We start from the raw sequence: 15,617 nt of genomic DNA on the forward strand, positions 1-15,617 counted from the left end.
ATGGCGGTTCATATTATTTACAGAATTTTAAAGCTATTTTTGAATAACAAATTTTTAAAAAATGGCACGAACTTCTTCAAATATCATTCCGCTTGGAACAATTGCTCCGGACTTCAAATTAAAAGATACTAATTCTAGTAATGATTTTTCGTTTGAAGATGTAAAAGGATCAAAAGGAACGCTTGTTATTTTTATGTGCAATCACTGCCCTTTCGTACTTCACGTTTTGCGAGAAATTATTATGATTGCCAATGATTATCGTGTGCAGGGAATTGGTGTAGTGGCTATTTCGAGTAATGATGTTGAAAAATATCCACAGGATTCACCAGAAATGATGACCGAATTTGCTTTTCAAAATAAAATAGATTTCCCGTATTTATTTGATGAAAGTCAGGAAGTCGCAAAAGCATATGAAGCGGCGTGCACACCTGATTTCTTTCTTTATGACAATCAGGATCGTTTATTTTATCACGGACAATTGGATGATTCAAGACCTAATAACGGAATTCCTTTAAGCGGAAGCGACTTGAGAAGCGCTATAGATGGACTTATCTACAACAGAAGTTTAAATGAAATTCAGAAACCAAGTATTGGCTGCAGCATTAAATGGAAATAAAAAAACTATTCAATAAAAATTTTACTGAATAGTTTAATTATATTTTTTTATTGACTCTCTTATAATTGAGAATGGATATAATTTGTGATTGAAGCCATTTGAGTATCATCTAAATGTGCTTTTTTCTGCATCTTCACTAAAATCGGTGCCCACTCTTCCTGAGTAAATTTCTTTGGTTCAAATAATTTGTGACATTTTGCGCAGTTATTTTCATACATGCTTTTACCTGCTGCCAATTCAGGGGTTAATGCTGCTGGTGCCGGAGCAGTTGCTGTTACAGCTGGAGCTGCAGGAGCCGTTTTTTTGGTACCACATGAAACGGCAAGTAACGTTATTGCGGCTAGTGTTAAGATTTTAGCTTTCATTGTTTTGGTTTTTTTCTAGTAAATATAAAAAAAATCCCATTCGGCTGGCGAATGGGATTATTATTTAAAACAATACTAAATTGTATCTTAACTTCTTTATTTTACTTCCATTAATTCTACATCGAAAATCAAGGTTGCGTTTGGAGGAATAACCCCTCCTGCACCTGAAGCACCGTAAGCTAAGTCAGATGGAATTACGAAACGAGCTTTGTCACCTACTTGTAATAAAGCAATACCTTCGTCCCATCCTTCAATAACCTGACCCTGACCTAATCTAAATTCAATTGGTTTTTTACGTGGGTAAGATGAATCAAAAACTTTTCCGTTTTCTAAAGATCCTTCGTAATGAACAGCAACTGTTTTTCCTGCTTCTGCTCTTTTACCGTCTCCTTTTTGAATCATTTTATAACGTAAACCACTATCAGTTTTATCAAAACCTGCAGCTAATTGTTCCATTTTTGCTTCTGATTCTGCTTTTAAAGCTGCATCTCTTTTAAGACGAGCACCTTTTAAACCAATAAAAGCTTCAATAGCATTCCATTTTTCAGCTTCTTCACCAACTCGAATGATTTCTACAGCATCAAGATTATCTCCTTGAGCAACAGCATCAACAACATCCTGCCCTTCGATAACATGACCAAAAACAGTGTGTTTTCCGTCTAACCAAGAAGTTGGAACGTGAGTGATATAAAATTGAGAACCATTACTTGCCGGTCCTGAGTTAGCCATTGCTAAAACTCCCGGACGATCGTGTTTTAAACTTGGGTGAAATTCATCATCAAATTTATAACCAGGATCTCCAGTTCCAGTTCCTTTTGGGCATCCTCCCTGAATCATAAAATCAGGAATTACTCTGTGGAATGTTAATCCGTCATAGAACTTTTGTCCTTGAGGTTTTACTTTATTTTCCATGTTTCCTTCTGCAAGAGCTACAAAATTCCCTACAGTTCCTGGTGTTAAATCGTGTGTAAGTTTTACTAAAATCGAACCTTTGCTTGTGTTGAATTTAGCGTATATTCCGTTTTCCATGTTGTTATTTTTAATTTTGAATGCAAATTTACAAATTATTTTTTATCTATTTTTTAGTCCCGACCCTTCGGGATGATTTATATGTAAGACCATACACGGTTAATGCCAATACAGAAAGACCAACGCATCCGATAGCTACAGCATGCCATCCTCCTAATTTCCATAACATCAATCCGTATGCAGATCCGGCGGCTGTCCCTAAAAAGCTAAACGACATAAATACAGTATTTAATCTGTTTCTTGCTTCCGGAAGTAAAGAATAAACTCGTGTTTGATTTGAAATGTGAACGCCCTGAATTCCGATATCAATAAATACAATTCCGATTGCAATTCCGATGACGCTTTCTATTGAAAAGTAGAAAATTATAAAACTAATCAATATCAACAAACAGCCGTAACCTACTGCCACTCTTGAACTTCCCTTATCTCCTAATTTACCGACCAATGGCGCTGCCAAAGCTCCGGAAGCACCAACAATTCCGAACAAACCAATTGTAGCACTATTAAAATGAAAAGGTTCTCCAGAAAGCAATAAAACCATTATGGTCCAGAAGGCTCCAAATTGTGCAAAACTGAATACATTAATTAATGTTGCTTCACGCAAAACAGGCTGCGTTTTTATAAGGGTAAAAAGGGATTGAATTAACTGCCCGTAAGTTCCCTGAAATTGTGGTTTATTGACTGGGAATTTATTCTGAATTACAAAAAAGATCAAAAGACAAATTCCAGCAGCGATATAAAACATCGATCTCCATCCTAAAACCTGACCGATAAAACCGCTTAATGTGCGAGAAAGTAAAATCCCGACAAGTAAACCGCTCATGATGGTTCCAATTACTTTTCCACGCTGTTCAGGCGAACTTAATGAAGCTGCCAAAGGCAAAATAAGCTGTGGTACAATCGAAGTAATTCCGATTAACAAAGAAGCGATTTGTAAAATGAAGAAGCTTTTTGCCGTTGCCGCAATAATCAAAGCAATTACAGAGGCAAAAGTTGTCATTAAAATTTGTTTCTTACGTTCAATTTTATCACCAAGCGGAACCATAAAAAACAAACCAATCGCATAACCTGCCTGAGTTAGATAGGTTATGGTTCCTGCGTTAGCTTCGGGAATTTTAAATTCGTTGGCAATTAAAACAATTAAAGGTTGGCAGTAGTACAGATTTGCAACTATAAGTCCAGTGCAAGCTGCCATAAATAACACATTCGTTTTGGATAAATTCATAATGCAAAAATACCAATCTAATTGTAACCAAAACTTTAAAAAAAGAATAAATTTTTCAAAGTTCAGACCAAATCAGATTGGTATTTTAGAAATCATATTGATTTTTAAGCCTTTATTATTTCATAAAATCTTCACGAATCGGACTGAAAACATCGGTCAACATTCCTTCTTCCAAACAAACAACTCCATGAATTGCGTGAGGCGGAATATAGAAACTATCACCTTCTTTTAATGTTTGTGTAACTCCGGAAATCGTAACATCAAATTTTCCGCTCGCCACATAAGTTACCTGAATATGGTAATGTTCGTGCAAAGTACCAATTCCGCCTTTTTCAAAATGAACATTAACCAACATAACGCGATCATCGTAGGCCAGGATTTTACGTTTAATTCCTTCACCCACTACTTCCCACTCGATATCATCTCCTTTTATAAACTCTTTGCTTGTTCCGAAACTTTGCATCTGTTATTAATTTAGTTTCTACAAAAATAGTATTTCATTTTTTTTCTAAATCAATTCCTTCGAAATAAAATTGCAACTTGTTTTAATTGATTCAAAAGAATTCGGAATATAATTATTCTCCTGTTCTACAAAAAAGTATTTCATTCCAGACAACTTTGCCTCCTTAAAAATAGTTTTAAAATCAATAGATCCTGAGCCAATTTCGGTATTTAAGGCCTGATTAGCTTTATCCATATCTTTTACATGCCACATTTTAAAACGACCGGGGTTTTCTTTCATTAATCTAATCGGATCATTTCCTGAACGCACTACCCAGTATAAATCCATCTCAAAATAAACTAAGTTTTTATCTGTCTCTTTTAAGAGAATTTCATAACCGGTAATTCCGTTATTTTTTTGAAACTCAAAATCGTGATTGTGATACGCCAGTTTTAAACCAGCATCCTTACACATTTTTGCAGCCTCATTTAAACGAGTGGCAATCTTTTTAAAATCGGTTCTAAAAGGTTCATCAACCCAGGGAATTGTAAGAAATTCACTTTTTAAAATTTTAGCCGCGTCAATTGCTTCAATAAGTTCAGTTGCATTACCATCGTATAAAAAACTTCCTAAATTATAATGTCCGCTAATAGCTTTTAAATTATTCGCATCAAGTATCTTTTTAAGTTCCAATGGAGACAATCCCCTAAATTGGTCTTTTATAGAAAAACCGTAAGTTTCGACAGCGGTAAAACCTGCCGCCGCCACTTTCTCTAAAGTTGCTTTTACGTCTTTTGGAAGTTCATCGCGTAATGTGTACAATTGTAAACCTATTTCTTTCCTATCCATAGTAAAAGCTAATGAAGGCATAGCTAAAACTCCTGCTGTAGCTAAACCACTGTTGATTATAAAATTTCGTCTGGAAATCATCTTTGTGTTTTGAAAAAATTGTGAAGTAAAGCTAGCGTTTTTATTGAAACCCTACTGTAGAGTTTCTAAAAATTGATTTTCAAAAGCTTTAATTTAAATTCTGACCGACAAAGTTTATCCGTCGTTAATTTTTTAATCAGATCGCGGTAACTAATTTCAAATCAATCAATTTGTTAGAATCAATTGCCTGAGGAGGAAAATTTTGTTTTTCATGTCTGTATGAAGACACTTTACCATTTTTATCGATGTACATATATGTGTAATTCCAATAATTTGAACCTGCCATTCCTCTATGCGAATTATCAAAAATTTGATCTGCATAAACCAGTATTTCACCATCGGCATTATTATCAAATATTCTCACCGGAGTTCCCCAACTTTTAACCAGGCTTTGTTTAGACATTCCTACCCATTTATCTCCAGTATTTTTAGAACTCGAACAGGCAGATAAAATTAGTATAGCGGCTATCAGGATTATTTTTTTCATGGAAATTTAGTTAGATGTTTTTGGTATTATTCGATAATAAAATTAGGTACTGCAATGCTACCTAAAATTAAGCATCCAAAACTTACATAAAAACAATCCTATGTTATATAATTATTATCTCTGAAATCAAAAAACACCTGTCATTCAATTAATTAAAGAAGTTGTAATTGACTTTTGTTTTTTAAACATCTCAATTATTTACTTTGTATCTTTGCGCCTCTAAACTTTTTGAAGAAAAAAATGCGAATTGATATCATTACAATTTTACCTGAATTATTAAAGAGTCCGTTTGAGGCTTCGATTATGAAACGTGCCATCGACAAAGGTTTGGTTGAAGTACATTTTCATAATTTGCGTGATTATACTACAAACAAACAAAAAAGCGTAGACGATTATCCTTTTGGAGGAGGCGCGGGAATGGTAATGACCGTACAGCCAATTGATGACTGTATTACGCATTTGAAAAGCCAGCGCGAATACGATGAAATCATATATATGTCGCCAGATGGAGAAACGCTGAATCAGAAAATGGCCAATACCATGTCGATGTATGAAAACATCATCATTTTATGCGGACATTATAAAGGAGTAGATCAGCGAGTTCGTGATCACTTTATTACCAAAGAAATTTCGATTGGCGATTATGTTTTATCTGGTGGAGAATTAGGCGCTTTGGTTTTATCTGATGCCTTAATCCGATTAATTCCTGGTGTTTTAAGTGATGAAACTTCGGCATTGACAGATAGTTTTCAGGACAATTTACTTTCAGGACCAATATATACAAGACCCGCAGATTACAAAGGATGGAAAGTTCCCGAAGTTTTAACCAGCGGACATTTTGCCAAAATCGATAAATGGCGCGAGGATATGGCGTATGAGCACACAAAAAACAGAAGACCGGATTTGTTAGAATAAATTCCAAATTTATAAAATCCCAAATCCCAATTAATCAACTAGTTAAGAAATTGGAATTTGGGATTTATTTTTATTGGAATTTACTTTTTTTTAATTACATTTGCACCCGAATTAGGCTAACCTCTGGCGAGATCCGTGAATGTTGCCCTATAAATAAACCATAATTATAAGATATCATGGCAGATTTAATGAAATTCGTTCAAAACGAATTAGTTGCTAAAAAAGATTTCCCTGTTTTTGGAGCTGGAGATACTATCACAGTTTTCTACGAAATTAAAGAGGGTGAAAAAACAAGAACTCAGTTTTTTAAAGGAGTTGTTATTCAAAGAAGAGGTTCTGGTAACACAGAAACTTTTACTATTCGTAAAATGTCAGGAGCTATTGGAGTTGAGCGTATCTTCCCGGTAAACTTGCCAGCTTTACAAAAAATTGAAATCAACAAGAAAGGTGCTGTACGTAGAGCTAGAATTTTCTACTTCAGAGAACTTACTGGTAAAAAAGCTAAGATTAAAGATAAAAGAAGATAATCATTTATCTCTTTGTTATAAAAAACTCGTTTCATATCATTTGAAACGAGTTTTTTTTTGTGCCTAATTTTCAAAATAACAAAACTGCAATTTTTTAATATCAAAATCATCGATTTGACAATTTAAGGACTTCGAAATAACAATCTGATAATTCCTGTATTTCTCTGGAAAACTACACCGTTTTCGGACTGTTTTTATTATATTTGCTCCGCTCATTTTGAGCCGACTATACCTTTTCATCGTTATTCTTTGACGATACCGATTATAAAAAAAAAAAAAAAAAAATGACACAGAATTCAAAGATTTTTTACACCTTAACTGATGAGGCGCCGTTATTAGCGACTTATTCTTTATTACCAATTGTTCAGGCATTTACTGCTACGGCTGGGATTGCTATTGAAACCAGAGACATTTCGTTAGCAGGTAGAATTTTATCAAATTTTCCTGAGGTCTTAACAGATGCTCAAAAAACTGGAGATGCTTTAGCTGAACTGGGTAAATTAGCGACACAACCTGAAGCTAATATTATCAAATTACCAAACGTTTCTGCATCTGTACCACAATTGAAGGCAGCTATCGCTGAGTTGCAGTCACATGGTTACAACATTCCTAATTTCCCTGAAGAGCCTCAAAATGATGCTGAAAAGGAAATTAAAGCAAAATATGCTAAAGTTTTAGGTTCTGCTGTAAACCCGGTTTTACGTGAAGGTAATTCTGACCGTAGAGCCCCAAGAGCAGTTAAGAACTTTGCAAAAGCTAATCCACACTCGATGGGTGCATGGTCTGCTGATTCTAAAACTAAAGTAGCTTCAATGCCAAGCGGTGATTTCTACGGAAGTGAAAAATCACTAACTGTTGCTGAGCCTAACGATGTAAAAATTGAATTCGTAGCAAAAGACGGAACAACTACCGTTTTAAAAGCAAGTACTCCTCTTAAAGCTGGTGAAATTATTGACAGCGCTGTTTTAAGCGTAAATGCATTGAAAAAATTTGTTGCTGAAGCGATTGCTGAAGCTAAAAAAGAAGGTGTATTACTTTCTGTGCATTTAAAAGCTACAATGATGAAAGTTTCAGATCCAATTATCTTTGGCGCTATCGTTGAAGTATATTTTGCTGATCTTTTCAAAAAATACGAAGCTTTATTCAATGAATTAAACATTGACACCAGAAATGGTTTAGGTGATATCTATGCAAAAATTGCCGGAAGACCTGAACAAGCTGAAGTTGAAGCTGACATTACCAAAGCTATCGAAAACGGACCTGCTTTGGCAATGGTTAATTCTGATAAAGGAATTACAAACTTACACGTTCCTTCTGATGTAATTGTAGATGCTTCTATGCCTGCAATGATCCGTACTTCCGGACAGATGTACAACAAAGAAGGAAAACAACAAGATACAATCGCTGTTATTCCGGACCGTTCTTACGCCGGACTTTATACTGCAACTATTGATTTCTGTAAAAAACACGGTGCTTTTGATCCTAAAACAATGGGAAGTGTTCCTAACGTAGGTTTAATGGCTCAAAAAGCAGAAGAATACGGATCTCACGACAAAACTTTCCAAATGAAAGGGGACGGAGTTGTTCGTGTTGTTGATACAAACGGAAATGTTTTAATGGAGCAAAACGTTGAAACAAATGATATTTTCAGAATGTGTCAGGCAAAAGACGCTCCTATTCAGGACTGGGTTAAATTGGCTGTAAACAGAGCTCGTTTATCTGATACTCCTGCTGTTTTCTGGTTAGATGAAAACAGAGCGCACGACAGAGAATTGATTCTAAAAGTTCAAAAATATTTAAAAGATTACAATACCGTAAACTTAGATATCAGAATCTTAAATCCGATTGCTGCAACTGAATTTACTTTAGACAGAATCATCAAAGGTTTAGACACTATTTCTGTAACCGGAAACGTTTTACGTGATTACTTAACAGATTTATTCCCAATTTTAGAATTAGGAACTTCTGCTAAAATGCTTTCTATCGTTCCGTTAATGAATGGTGGTGGATTGTTCGAAACTGGTGCTGGGGGTTCTGCTCCTAAACACGTAGAGCAATTTACAGAAGAAGGCTATTTACGTTGGGATTCGTTAGGAGAATTTTTAGCACTTGGTGCTTCATTAGAGCACTTAGGACAAACTTTAGACAATTCTAAAGCAATTATTTTAGCTGAAACTTTAGATGAGGCTAACGATAAATTCCTTGCAAACGATAAATCTCCTGCTCGTAAAGTAGGTCAGATCGACAACAGAGGATCTCATTTCTATCTTGCATTCTATTGGGCACAAGCTTTGGCAGCTCAAAATAAAGATGCTGAATTGAAAGCGATCTTCACTCCTATTGCTGCAGAATTGGAAGCTAACGAAGCTAAAATTGATGCAGAATTAATTGGAGCACAGGGAAAACCTCAGACACTTGGTGGTTATTACCAGCCAACCCCTGCTTTAGTAAGTAAAGCAATGCGTCCTAGTGAAACATTCAATGCTATCATTGCAAAAATAAAATAAGCAAAATATTGTTATTTTTATATTAAAGACAACCTTAACTGGTTGTCTTTTTTTTATCTTAACCGCTGGTTAACGAGAGTTAACCGCAATATTTAGTAAGAATTCATAAATCTGTAAATCAAATACCACGATGATTTCAAAAAAAATCGGCTTTTTTCTTATTATCATTTTTACAACATTTACTTCATTTTCTCAGGAAAAATTCACTTTAAGCGGTACGATAACCGACTTTAAAAATAACGAAACCTTAATTGGTGTCAATATTTACATCCCGGCATTAAAAATAGGAACTACTACCAACGAATATGGTTTTTATTCTCTTACGATTCCTTCAGGAGAACATCAAATAGAAATTTCTTATATCGGATTTCAAACCGTACAAAAAACCGTCAACCTAAACCAAAATACCAAATTGAATTTTGGACTTAATGAAGGAGCTGGCGAAGAACTTCAGGAAGTTGTCATTACAGATAATAAAGGCAAAATAAATATCAAATCGCCAGAAATGAGCGCCAATAAACTTTCGATTGCAACCATCAAAAAAATGCCGGTTGTTTTAGGCGAAGTCGATGTTTTAAAATCGATCTTATTACTGCCTGGCGTTACTAATGCGGGCGAAGGCGCTTCCGGATTTAATGTTCGCGGCGGCGGTGCAGATCAGAATTTAATTTTATTGGATGAAGCAACGATATTCAATTCTTCTCACGTATTTGGTTTTTTCTCTGTTTTTAATCCCGATGCCATCAAGGACTTAAAATTGTACAAAGGCGGAATTCCAGCACGATACGGCGGAAGAGCTTCATCTGTTTTGGATATTTATCAGAAAGACGGAAGCAGCAAAAATTTCCATGTAAATGGTGGAATCGGATTAATTTCAAGCCGAATTCTTGCCGAAGGTCCGATTGTAAAAGACAAAGGTTCATTTTTGATTGGAGGACGAGCTTCTTACGCGCATTTGTTCTTAAAACTATCTGAAGATCAAAAAGATAACTCCGCTTATTTTTATGATTTAAATACCAAATTGAGTTATAAACTAAACGAAAACAACAACCTTTATTTATCGGGTTATTTTGGTCGTGATGTTTTTAGCTTAAATAAAAGTTTTACTAATATTTACGGAAACTCAACTTTAAATCTTCGTTGGAATCATTTATATTCAAATAAACTCTTTTCAAATCTTTCGCTGATTTACAGTGATTATTATTATGGCTTAGATTTAGATTTTGTGGGATTCAAATGGGATTCGGGCATTAGAAATTACAATATCAAATATGATTTCAAACATTATATTTCAGATAAATTCAAACTGAATTATGGTTTAAACGGAATTTACTATGAATTTAATCCGGGAACTATTAAGCCAACTGATACTGAATCTGGAATTAATCCTGATCAATTAGACAAAAAATATGCTTTTGAACCTTCTATTTATATTGATGCTGAAAGCCAGCTTTCAAAAAAAATAACAGTTGCTTACGGATTGCGCTACAGTTTATTTTATCGTTTAGGAGAATCGACAGTTAATTTATACGAAAACAATAATGCAGTTGTTTTCAATTCTGATTTGCAGATTTACGAAAAAGGAACTCCAATCGGAACTCAGTATTATGGCAAAAATAAGGTCATTAAAAACTATAATAATCTTGAACCAAGACTTTCTGTTTCGTATCAACTAAATGATGATGAAGCTATTAAAGCCAGTTACAACCGAATGACGCAATATCTTCAACTGATTTCAAATACCTCATCTCCGACTCCGTTAGATGTCTGGATGCCAAGTGATACGTATATCAAACCACAGCTTGCTGATCAGGTGGCTTTGGGTTATTTCAGAAATATCAATAATGGAAAATATGCTCTTGAAGTAGAAACGTACTACAAAGAAATTCAGAATCGTCTGGATTATATTGATGGTGCCGATTTGATTGCCAATGATGCTATAGAACAGGTAATTCTGAATGGACAAATGCGAACTTATGGTTTAGAATTGATGCTGAAAAAAAATGAAGGCAAATTTAACGGCTGGATTTCATATACTTTATCCAAATCAGAACAGCAAACGCCCGGAAGAACGCCGGAAGAAATAGGAATCAATAATGGCGAATGGTACAATTCAGCCTACGATAAAACGCATAATTTAGCGGTTACTTCTGCATATAATTTGAACGAAAAATGGTCATTTGGTGCTAACTTTGCTTTACAGACCGGACAACCGGTTACTTATCCGAATGGTCAATATGAATATTTAGGAATCACAGTTCCGAGTTATGGTCTGCGAAATGAAAATCGCTTGCCTACGTATCATCATTTAGACGTTTCGGCAACTTTAACTCCAAGAAAAAACAAGGATAGAAACTGGAAAGGCGAATGGGTTTTTAGCATTTACAATTTATATAATCGCAAGAATGCGGCTTCGATTAATTTCCGACAAAATGTTGACACAGGCAATAATGAAGCTGTGAAGATATCGATTTTCGGAGTTGTGCCAGCTGTTAGTTATAATTTTAAATTTTAAAAAATCACGTTTGTCATTAGAACGAAAAAGAGATACATTATGAAAAAAGCAACCTTATTACTTGTATTTTTTATAGCAATTTTTATCACCAGCTGTGAAGAAGTTGTTGATGTTGATTTAGAAACCGCTCCTCCAAAATTGGTAATTGAAGCGGCAATAAACTGGCAAAAAGGAACTTCCGGAAATCAGCAATTTATTAAACTTACTACAACAACAGGCTACTTTGAAAGTCAGGTTCCAATTGTTTCCGGAGCAACTGTTTATATAACAAATAGTCAAAAAGAAAAATTTACCTTTACTGAAATTCCAAAAACGGGAAAATACGCCTGCACCAATTTTAAACCAGTAATCGAAGGAACATATACGTTGACCGTAATTAGTGGCGGAAATACTTATACAGCAAGTGAAACTTTAAAATCAATAGCGCCAATTACCCGAATAGAGCAAAATAACGAAGGAGGATTTACCGGTAAAGACATTGAGATTAGAGCTTTTTACAATGATCCCGGAGCTGCAGAAAATTATTATTTATACCGATACATTTACTCCAATAAAATTAGATCAAACTATTATGTAGATGATGATAAATTCTTTCAGGGTAATGAATTTTTCAGTCTTTCAGATGACGATGAATTAGAAATTGGCAATGAAATTGAAATAACACATTACGGAATTTCGAAACAATATTACAATTATATGAGTATTTTAGTAAGTATTGCAGGAACTAATGTTGGAGGGCCATTTCAATCTCCGCCCGCAACTGTAAAAGGAAATATTATTAATACAACAGATAAAAACAATTATCCTTTAGGCTATTTTTCTCTTAGTGAAACTGATACAAAAAAATACACCATTAAATAATGAAATAAAATGGAAGCCCGAATCGAAACCTTAACCGAAAAAAAATTGCTTGGCAAACATCTTGTGATGTCCTTTATCGAAAACAAAACTTTTCAATTATGGAGCAGTTTCATGCCAAGGCGAAAGGAAATCAAAAATGCAACGGACTCTAATTTATATTCTTTGGAAGTATTTCCTATCGGGCATTTTGATAATTTCGATCCCAGTAATACTTTCCAGAAATGGGCAGCTGTCGAAGTTTCTGATTTTGATGAAATTCCAGCCAACATGGAAATACTCGTAATTCCAACCGGATTGTATGCCGTTTTTCTTCATAAAGGCGCAGCAACGGAAGCCTATCAAACATATCATACTATCTTTGCAGAGTGGCTGCCCAACTCTCCATATATTGTAGACGACAGGCCACATTTTGCAGTAATGGACGAACGATATCAAAAAGATGACCCTGATTCTGAAGAAGAAATTTGGATTCCGATAAAACATAGAGCTTAATTTTTATGCAACTGATTTCAAGGATTAAAGTGATTGTATTTAAAATTGCAAATACTAATCTGTGAGAATCTGTGAAATCTGTGGCAAAAATCAAAATCAAAACATCATGCTAATCGAAACGCTAAAATCGCTTTTTAACCGAGATTTGAATAAACTAAAAGTCGAAATTGAATCGTATCAAAACGAAAATCAGATTTGGGTAATTGATAAAAACATCTCCAATTCGGCGGGAAATCTTTGTTTGCATTTAATTGGAAATTTAAACACTTATATCGGCGCAGAGCTTGGCAAAACAGCTTATATAAGAAATCGTCCTTTAGAATTTTCTTTGAAAGATGTTCCAAAATCAGAATTAATCACCAAAATCGATGAAACAATTTTGGTTATAAATAATACTCTTGATTCTTTAACGGAAACCGATTTAGAAAAAATATATCCGCAAATTGTCTTCGAAAAGGAAATGACAACGGAATTCTTTTTAGTGCATCTTTCCACCCATTTAGCCTATCATTTAGGACAAATCAATTATCACAGAAGGCTGATATAAAATTTAGATTGCAGATTGTAGATTGTAGATTTTAGATTGTAGATTTTAGATTGTAGATTTTAGATTGTAGATTTTAGATTGTAGATTTTAGATTGAAAAACTACAACCTTAAAAATATTTGCCATGGATTAAGATTAATTTATGCTAATTTCTAATATGTCTCAAAAAATCTAAAATCTGAACTCTAAAATCTAAAATACTCCCCGTACCTTTGCACCACATTAAAAACAATTCAGCATGTCATCACACCATATAGTTCGCGACGATCAGGAACCCGCTTTAATCATTGCTAACGGAGCTGCCTGCAATCCTGAATTATTAGGGCAATTGCTCGAATGGTCTCCGCTCGTTGTCGTTTTAGATTCTGCCATAGAACGTGTGATTGAATTGGACATAAAAGTAGATGTGCTTTTGGGAGATTTCGATCGCGGTTTTGATCCTGAAATCTATAAAACTTCACAATATCCTATCGAAATTGTGCATACCCCAGATCAAAATAAAACTGATCTCGAAAAAGCTTTTGATTATTTAATAGACCGAAAAATTCCTGCTGTAAACGTTGTCTGGGCTACCGGAAAACGTGCCGATCATACCATTACGAACCTTACCAATATTGTTCGTTACCGAAATTTGCTTAAAATTGTAATTCTGGACGATCACTCCAAAATATTTCTACTTCCGAATAAATTCGAGAAATGGTATACAGCAAAAACACCAATTTCTTTGATTCCAATTGGCGTTGTAAATGGCATTTATTCCAGCAATTTAGAATATCCACTGCAAAATGACACGCTCACTATGGGCTACAGAACCGGAAGCAGTAATTCGGTTGCGCAGGACGGACTTGTAACCATCACGCACAACAACGGCGATTTGTTGTTGATGGAGTGTATTGATTAAATTATTCTGATTAAGAATTCTGATTACAACATCAAAAAATACTCGATGTTACTTGCGGGCTATTTTAATCTTTGTATGTGACTTTCGTTAACAAATTGTAACCTTTTTCTTATTTTAGCAATTAAATTACATTGCTATGAAGTGGAAAGCCAAAATTATTACTCATAAAAAAGAAAAAAGAATTGCTGTCTATTTTGAAAAAAATGACGAATGGATCGCCCGAATAAAAAAATTGACAGGTTCTCGATGGAGTCAAACTTTGGGAACTTGGCATCTACCCGACACGGTTGAAAATAGACAACGATTTCATTTGGCACCTCTCTCCTATTCCTTACCATCAGAAGAAGGCATTGAGCAAATCGAAAAATTCAAACAAATACTGCGTTCCAAACGTTACAGCGACAACACTGTTACGACTTACAGCGAAGCCCTGAAATCTTTTTTGGTTTTCTACCGGGAGAAAGCGGTCGCCGAAATTACCAACGAAGATGTGATTCTATATAATAACGAGCATATCTTAAAGAATAATCTTTCTGCCTCTTATCAAAACCAAATCGTTAATGCTGTTAAATTGTTTTTTCAAACCATTCGAGAAACCAAGATGATAGTGGATAAAATTCATCGTCCCAAAAATGCCAAAACACTACCTAATGTTTTGAGCAAAGAAGAAGTGAAATTGATTTTGAATGCCCACAGTAACATCAAACACAAAATGATGCTTTCGCTGATATACAGTTGTGGCCTGCGTTGTGGCGAATTATTGGCACTTCGACCTGTTCATATCGATTCTAAAAGGAATTTGGTTTTGCTTAAAAATGGCAAAGGCAAAAAAGACAGAATTGTACCTTTGTCTCCCAAAATATTAGAAATGCTGCGAGACTATTATAAAATATACAAGCCAACAACTTACTTGTTCGAAGGACAAATTAAAGGACAACATTATGATGCCCGAAGCTTACAACTTGTATTGAAACAAGTCTTACAAAAAACAGGAATTACAAAGCCTGCCACTTTGCATTGGTTGCGAAACAGTTTTGCTACCCATTTATTAGAAAGCGGAACTGATTTGCGTTATATTCAAGAATTGTTGGGTCATGCCAGTAGTAAAACAACCGAAATATATACTCATGTAAGCACCAAAAGCATTCAACAGATTAAAAGTCCGTTTGATGATTTGTAAGAAAAAAATTAATACATTTGGAAAACAAAAAGCGATATAAACCTTCGTATATACACCCAATTTCGAAAGATTGGCGAAG

16 protein-coding genes are annotated in these 15,617 nt (G+C 34.7%); 10 read left to right on the forward strand and 6 right to left on the reverse strand.

Features of this window, described 5'->3' with window-relative positions:
• The first annotated feature begins 61 nt into the window (after window positions 1–61).
• Complete coding sequence (locus J2X17_RS08455; protein WP_310296512.1) at window positions 62–616, forward strand: thioredoxin family protein; 555 nt, start codon at window positions 62–64, stop codon at window positions 614–616.
• 59 nt (window positions 617–675) lie between these two features.
• On the opposite strand, the gene J2X17_RS08460 is transcribed toward J2X17_RS08455, so the two are convergent.
• From J2X17_RS08460 to J2X17_RS08485, 6 genes are all read right to left on the reverse strand, one after another.
• The gene (locus J2X17_RS08460) at window positions 676–981 is read right to left on the reverse strand and encodes a cytochrome c (RefSeq protein ID WP_310296514.1); all 306 of its coding nucleotides are present in this window, start codon (window positions 979–981) and stop codon (window positions 676–678) included.
• 96 nt (window positions 982–1,077) lie between these two features.
• Window positions 1,078–2,010: a peptidylprolyl isomerase gene (locus J2X17_RS08465; RefSeq protein ID WP_310296515.1), complete on the reverse strand. Its 933-nt coding sequence runs from the start codon at window positions 2,008–2,010 to the stop codon at window positions 1,078–1,080.
• Between the two features lie 46 nt (window positions 2,011–2,056).
• Window positions 2,057–3,205, reverse strand: coding sequence for an MFS transporter (locus J2X17_RS08470; RefSeq protein WP_310296517.1), 1,149 nt, complete (start codon window positions 3,203–3,205; stop codon window positions 2,057–2,059).
• 145 nt (window positions 3,206–3,350) lie between these two features.
• Complete coding sequence (locus J2X17_RS08475; protein WP_310296519.1) at window positions 3,351–3,698, reverse strand: cupin domain-containing protein; 348 nt, start codon at window positions 3,696–3,698, stop codon at window positions 3,351–3,353.
• Window positions 3,699–3,743: 45 nt separating this feature from the next.
• Window positions 3,744–4,607, reverse strand: coding sequence for a sugar phosphate isomerase/epimerase family protein (locus tag J2X17_RS08480; RefSeq protein ID WP_310296520.1), 864 nt, complete (start codon window positions 4,605–4,607; stop codon window positions 3,744–3,746).
• Between the two features lie 136 nt (window positions 4,608–4,743).
• Window positions 4,744–5,094 (reverse strand): hypothetical protein, encoded by a 351-nt coding sequence (locus tag J2X17_RS08485; RefSeq protein WP_310296522.1) that lies wholly within the window; start codon window positions 5,092–5,094, stop codon window positions 4,744–4,746.
• 240 nt (window positions 5,095–5,334) lie between these two features.
• Here J2X17_RS08485 and trmD point away from each other — a divergent pair, with 240 nt between their 5' ends.
• The 9 genes from trmD to J2X17_RS08530 all read left to right on the forward strand — a co-directional run bounded on the left by trmD (window position 5,335) and on the right by J2X17_RS08530 (window position 15,538).
• Window positions 5,335–6,009 (forward strand): tRNA (guanosine(37)-N1)-methyltransferase TrmD, encoded by a 675-nt coding sequence (gene trmD / locus J2X17_RS08490; RefSeq protein WP_310296789.1) that lies wholly within the window; start codon window positions 5,335–5,337, stop codon window positions 6,007–6,009.
• Window positions 6,010–6,185: 176 nt separating this feature from the next.
• Entirely contained in the window at window positions 6,186–6,536 is a 351-nt protein-coding gene (rplS, locus tag J2X17_RS08495; protein WP_026981821.1) for a 50S ribosomal protein L19, read from the forward strand.
• Window positions 6,537–6,820: 284 nt separating this feature from the next.
• Entirely contained in the window at window positions 6,821–9,043 is a 2,223-nt protein-coding gene (locus J2X17_RS08500; RefSeq protein ID WP_310296525.1) for an NADP-dependent isocitrate dehydrogenase, read from the forward strand.
• A gap of 130 nt (window positions 9,044–9,173) precedes the next feature.
• Window positions 9,174–11,558: a TonB-dependent receptor gene (locus J2X17_RS08505; RefSeq protein WP_310296527.1), complete on the forward strand. Its 2,385-nt coding sequence runs from the start codon at window positions 9,174–9,176 to the stop codon at window positions 11,556–11,558.
• A gap of 39 nt (window positions 11,559–11,597) precedes the next feature.
• Window positions 11,598–12,419 (forward strand): DUF4249 domain-containing protein, encoded by an 822-nt coding sequence (locus J2X17_RS08510; RefSeq protein WP_310296529.1) that lies wholly within the window; start codon window positions 11,598–11,600, stop codon window positions 12,417–12,419.
• 9 nt (window positions 12,420–12,428) lie between these two features.
• Window positions 12,429–12,911, forward strand: a complete 483-nt coding sequence (locus J2X17_RS08515; protein ID WP_310296531.1) for a GyrI-like domain-containing protein — start codon at window positions 12,429–12,431, stop codon at window positions 12,909–12,911.
• 106 nt (window positions 12,912–13,017) lie between these two features.
• Window positions 13,018–13,458, forward strand: coding sequence for a DinB family protein (locus J2X17_RS08520; RefSeq protein ID WP_310296533.1), 441 nt, complete (start codon window positions 13,018–13,020; stop codon window positions 13,456–13,458).
• A 237-nt stretch (window positions 13,459–13,695) separates the two neighbouring features.
• Window positions 13,696–14,358, forward strand: coding sequence for a thiamine diphosphokinase (locus J2X17_RS08525; protein WP_310296534.1), 663 nt, complete (start codon window positions 13,696–13,698; stop codon window positions 14,356–14,358).
• A 136-nt stretch (window positions 14,359–14,494) separates the two neighbouring features.
• Window positions 14,495–15,538 carry a tyrosine-type recombinase/integrase gene (locus J2X17_RS08530; RefSeq protein ID WP_310296536.1) on the forward strand — a complete coding sequence of 348 codons (1,044 nt, stop codon included), beginning with the start codon at window positions 14,495–14,497 and terminating at the stop codon, window positions 15,536–15,538.
• Window positions 15,539–15,617 lie beyond the last annotated feature (79 nt).

It is taken from the genome of Flavobacterium aquidurense (genome assembly GCF_031458035.1).
Classification (GTDB): Bacteria; Bacteroidota; Bacteroidia; order Flavobacteriales; family Flavobacteriaceae; genus Flavobacterium; species Flavobacterium aquidurense_C.

Excerpts from the sequence above, each read along its gene's own strand:
- J2X17_RS08485 (WP_310296522.1), bottom strand. The coding sequence starts at position 5,094 with ATGAAAAAAATAATCCTGATAGCCGCTATACTAATTTTATCTGCCTGT.
- trmD (WP_310296789.1), top strand. The coding sequence starts at position 5,335 with ATGCGAATTGATATCATTACAATTTTACCTGAATTATTAAAGAGTCCG.
- J2X17_RS08475 (WP_310296519.1), bottom strand. The coding sequence starts at position 3,698 with ATGCAAAGTTTCGGAACAAGCAAAGAGTTTATAAAAGGAGATGATATC.
- J2X17_RS08455 (WP_310296512.1), top strand. The coding sequence starts at position 62 with ATGGCACGAACTTCTTCAAATATCATTCCGCTTGGAACAATTGCTCCG.
- J2X17_RS08505 (WP_310296527.1), top strand. The coding sequence starts at position 9,174 with ATGATTTCAAAAAAAATCGGCTTTTTTCTTATTATCATTTTTACAACA.
- J2X17_RS08480 (WP_310296520.1), bottom strand. The coding sequence starts at position 4,607 with ATGATTTCCAGACGAAATTTTATAATCAACAGTGGTTTAGCTACAGCA.
- J2X17_RS08520 (WP_310296533.1), top strand. The coding sequence starts at position 13,018 with ATGCTAATCGAAACGCTAAAATCGCTTTTTAACCGAGATTTGAATAAA.
- J2X17_RS08470 (WP_310296517.1), bottom strand. The coding sequence starts at position 3,205 with ATGGCAGCTTGCACTGGACTTATAGTTGCAAATCTGTACTACTGCCAA.
- J2X17_RS08465 (WP_310296515.1), bottom strand. The coding sequence starts at position 2,010 with ATGGAAAACGGAATATACGCTAAATTCAACACAAGCAAAGGTTCGATT.
- J2X17_RS08530 (WP_310296536.1), top strand. The coding sequence starts at position 14,495 with ATGAAGTGGAAAGCCAAAATTATTACTCATAAAAAAGAAAAAAGAATT.
- J2X17_RS08510 (WP_310296529.1), top strand. The coding sequence starts at position 11,598 with ATGAAAAAAGCAACCTTATTACTTGTATTTTTTATAGCAATTTTTATC.
- J2X17_RS08500 (WP_310296525.1), top strand. The coding sequence starts at position 6,821 with ATGACACAGAATTCAAAGATTTTTTACACCTTAACTGATGAGGCGCCG.
- J2X17_RS08460 (WP_310296514.1), bottom strand. The coding sequence starts at position 981 with ATGAAAGCTAAAATCTTAACACTAGCCGCAATAACGTTACTTGCCGTT.
- J2X17_RS08515 (WP_310296531.1), top strand. The coding sequence starts at position 12,429 with ATGGAAGCCCGAATCGAAACCTTAACCGAAAAAAAATTGCTTGGCAAA.
- J2X17_RS08525 (WP_310296534.1), top strand. The coding sequence starts at position 13,696 with ATGTCATCACACCATATAGTTCGCGACGATCAGGAACCCGCTTTAATC.
- rplS (WP_026981821.1), top strand. The coding sequence starts at position 6,186 with ATGGCAGATTTAATGAAATTCGTTCAAAACGAATTAGTTGCTAAAAAA.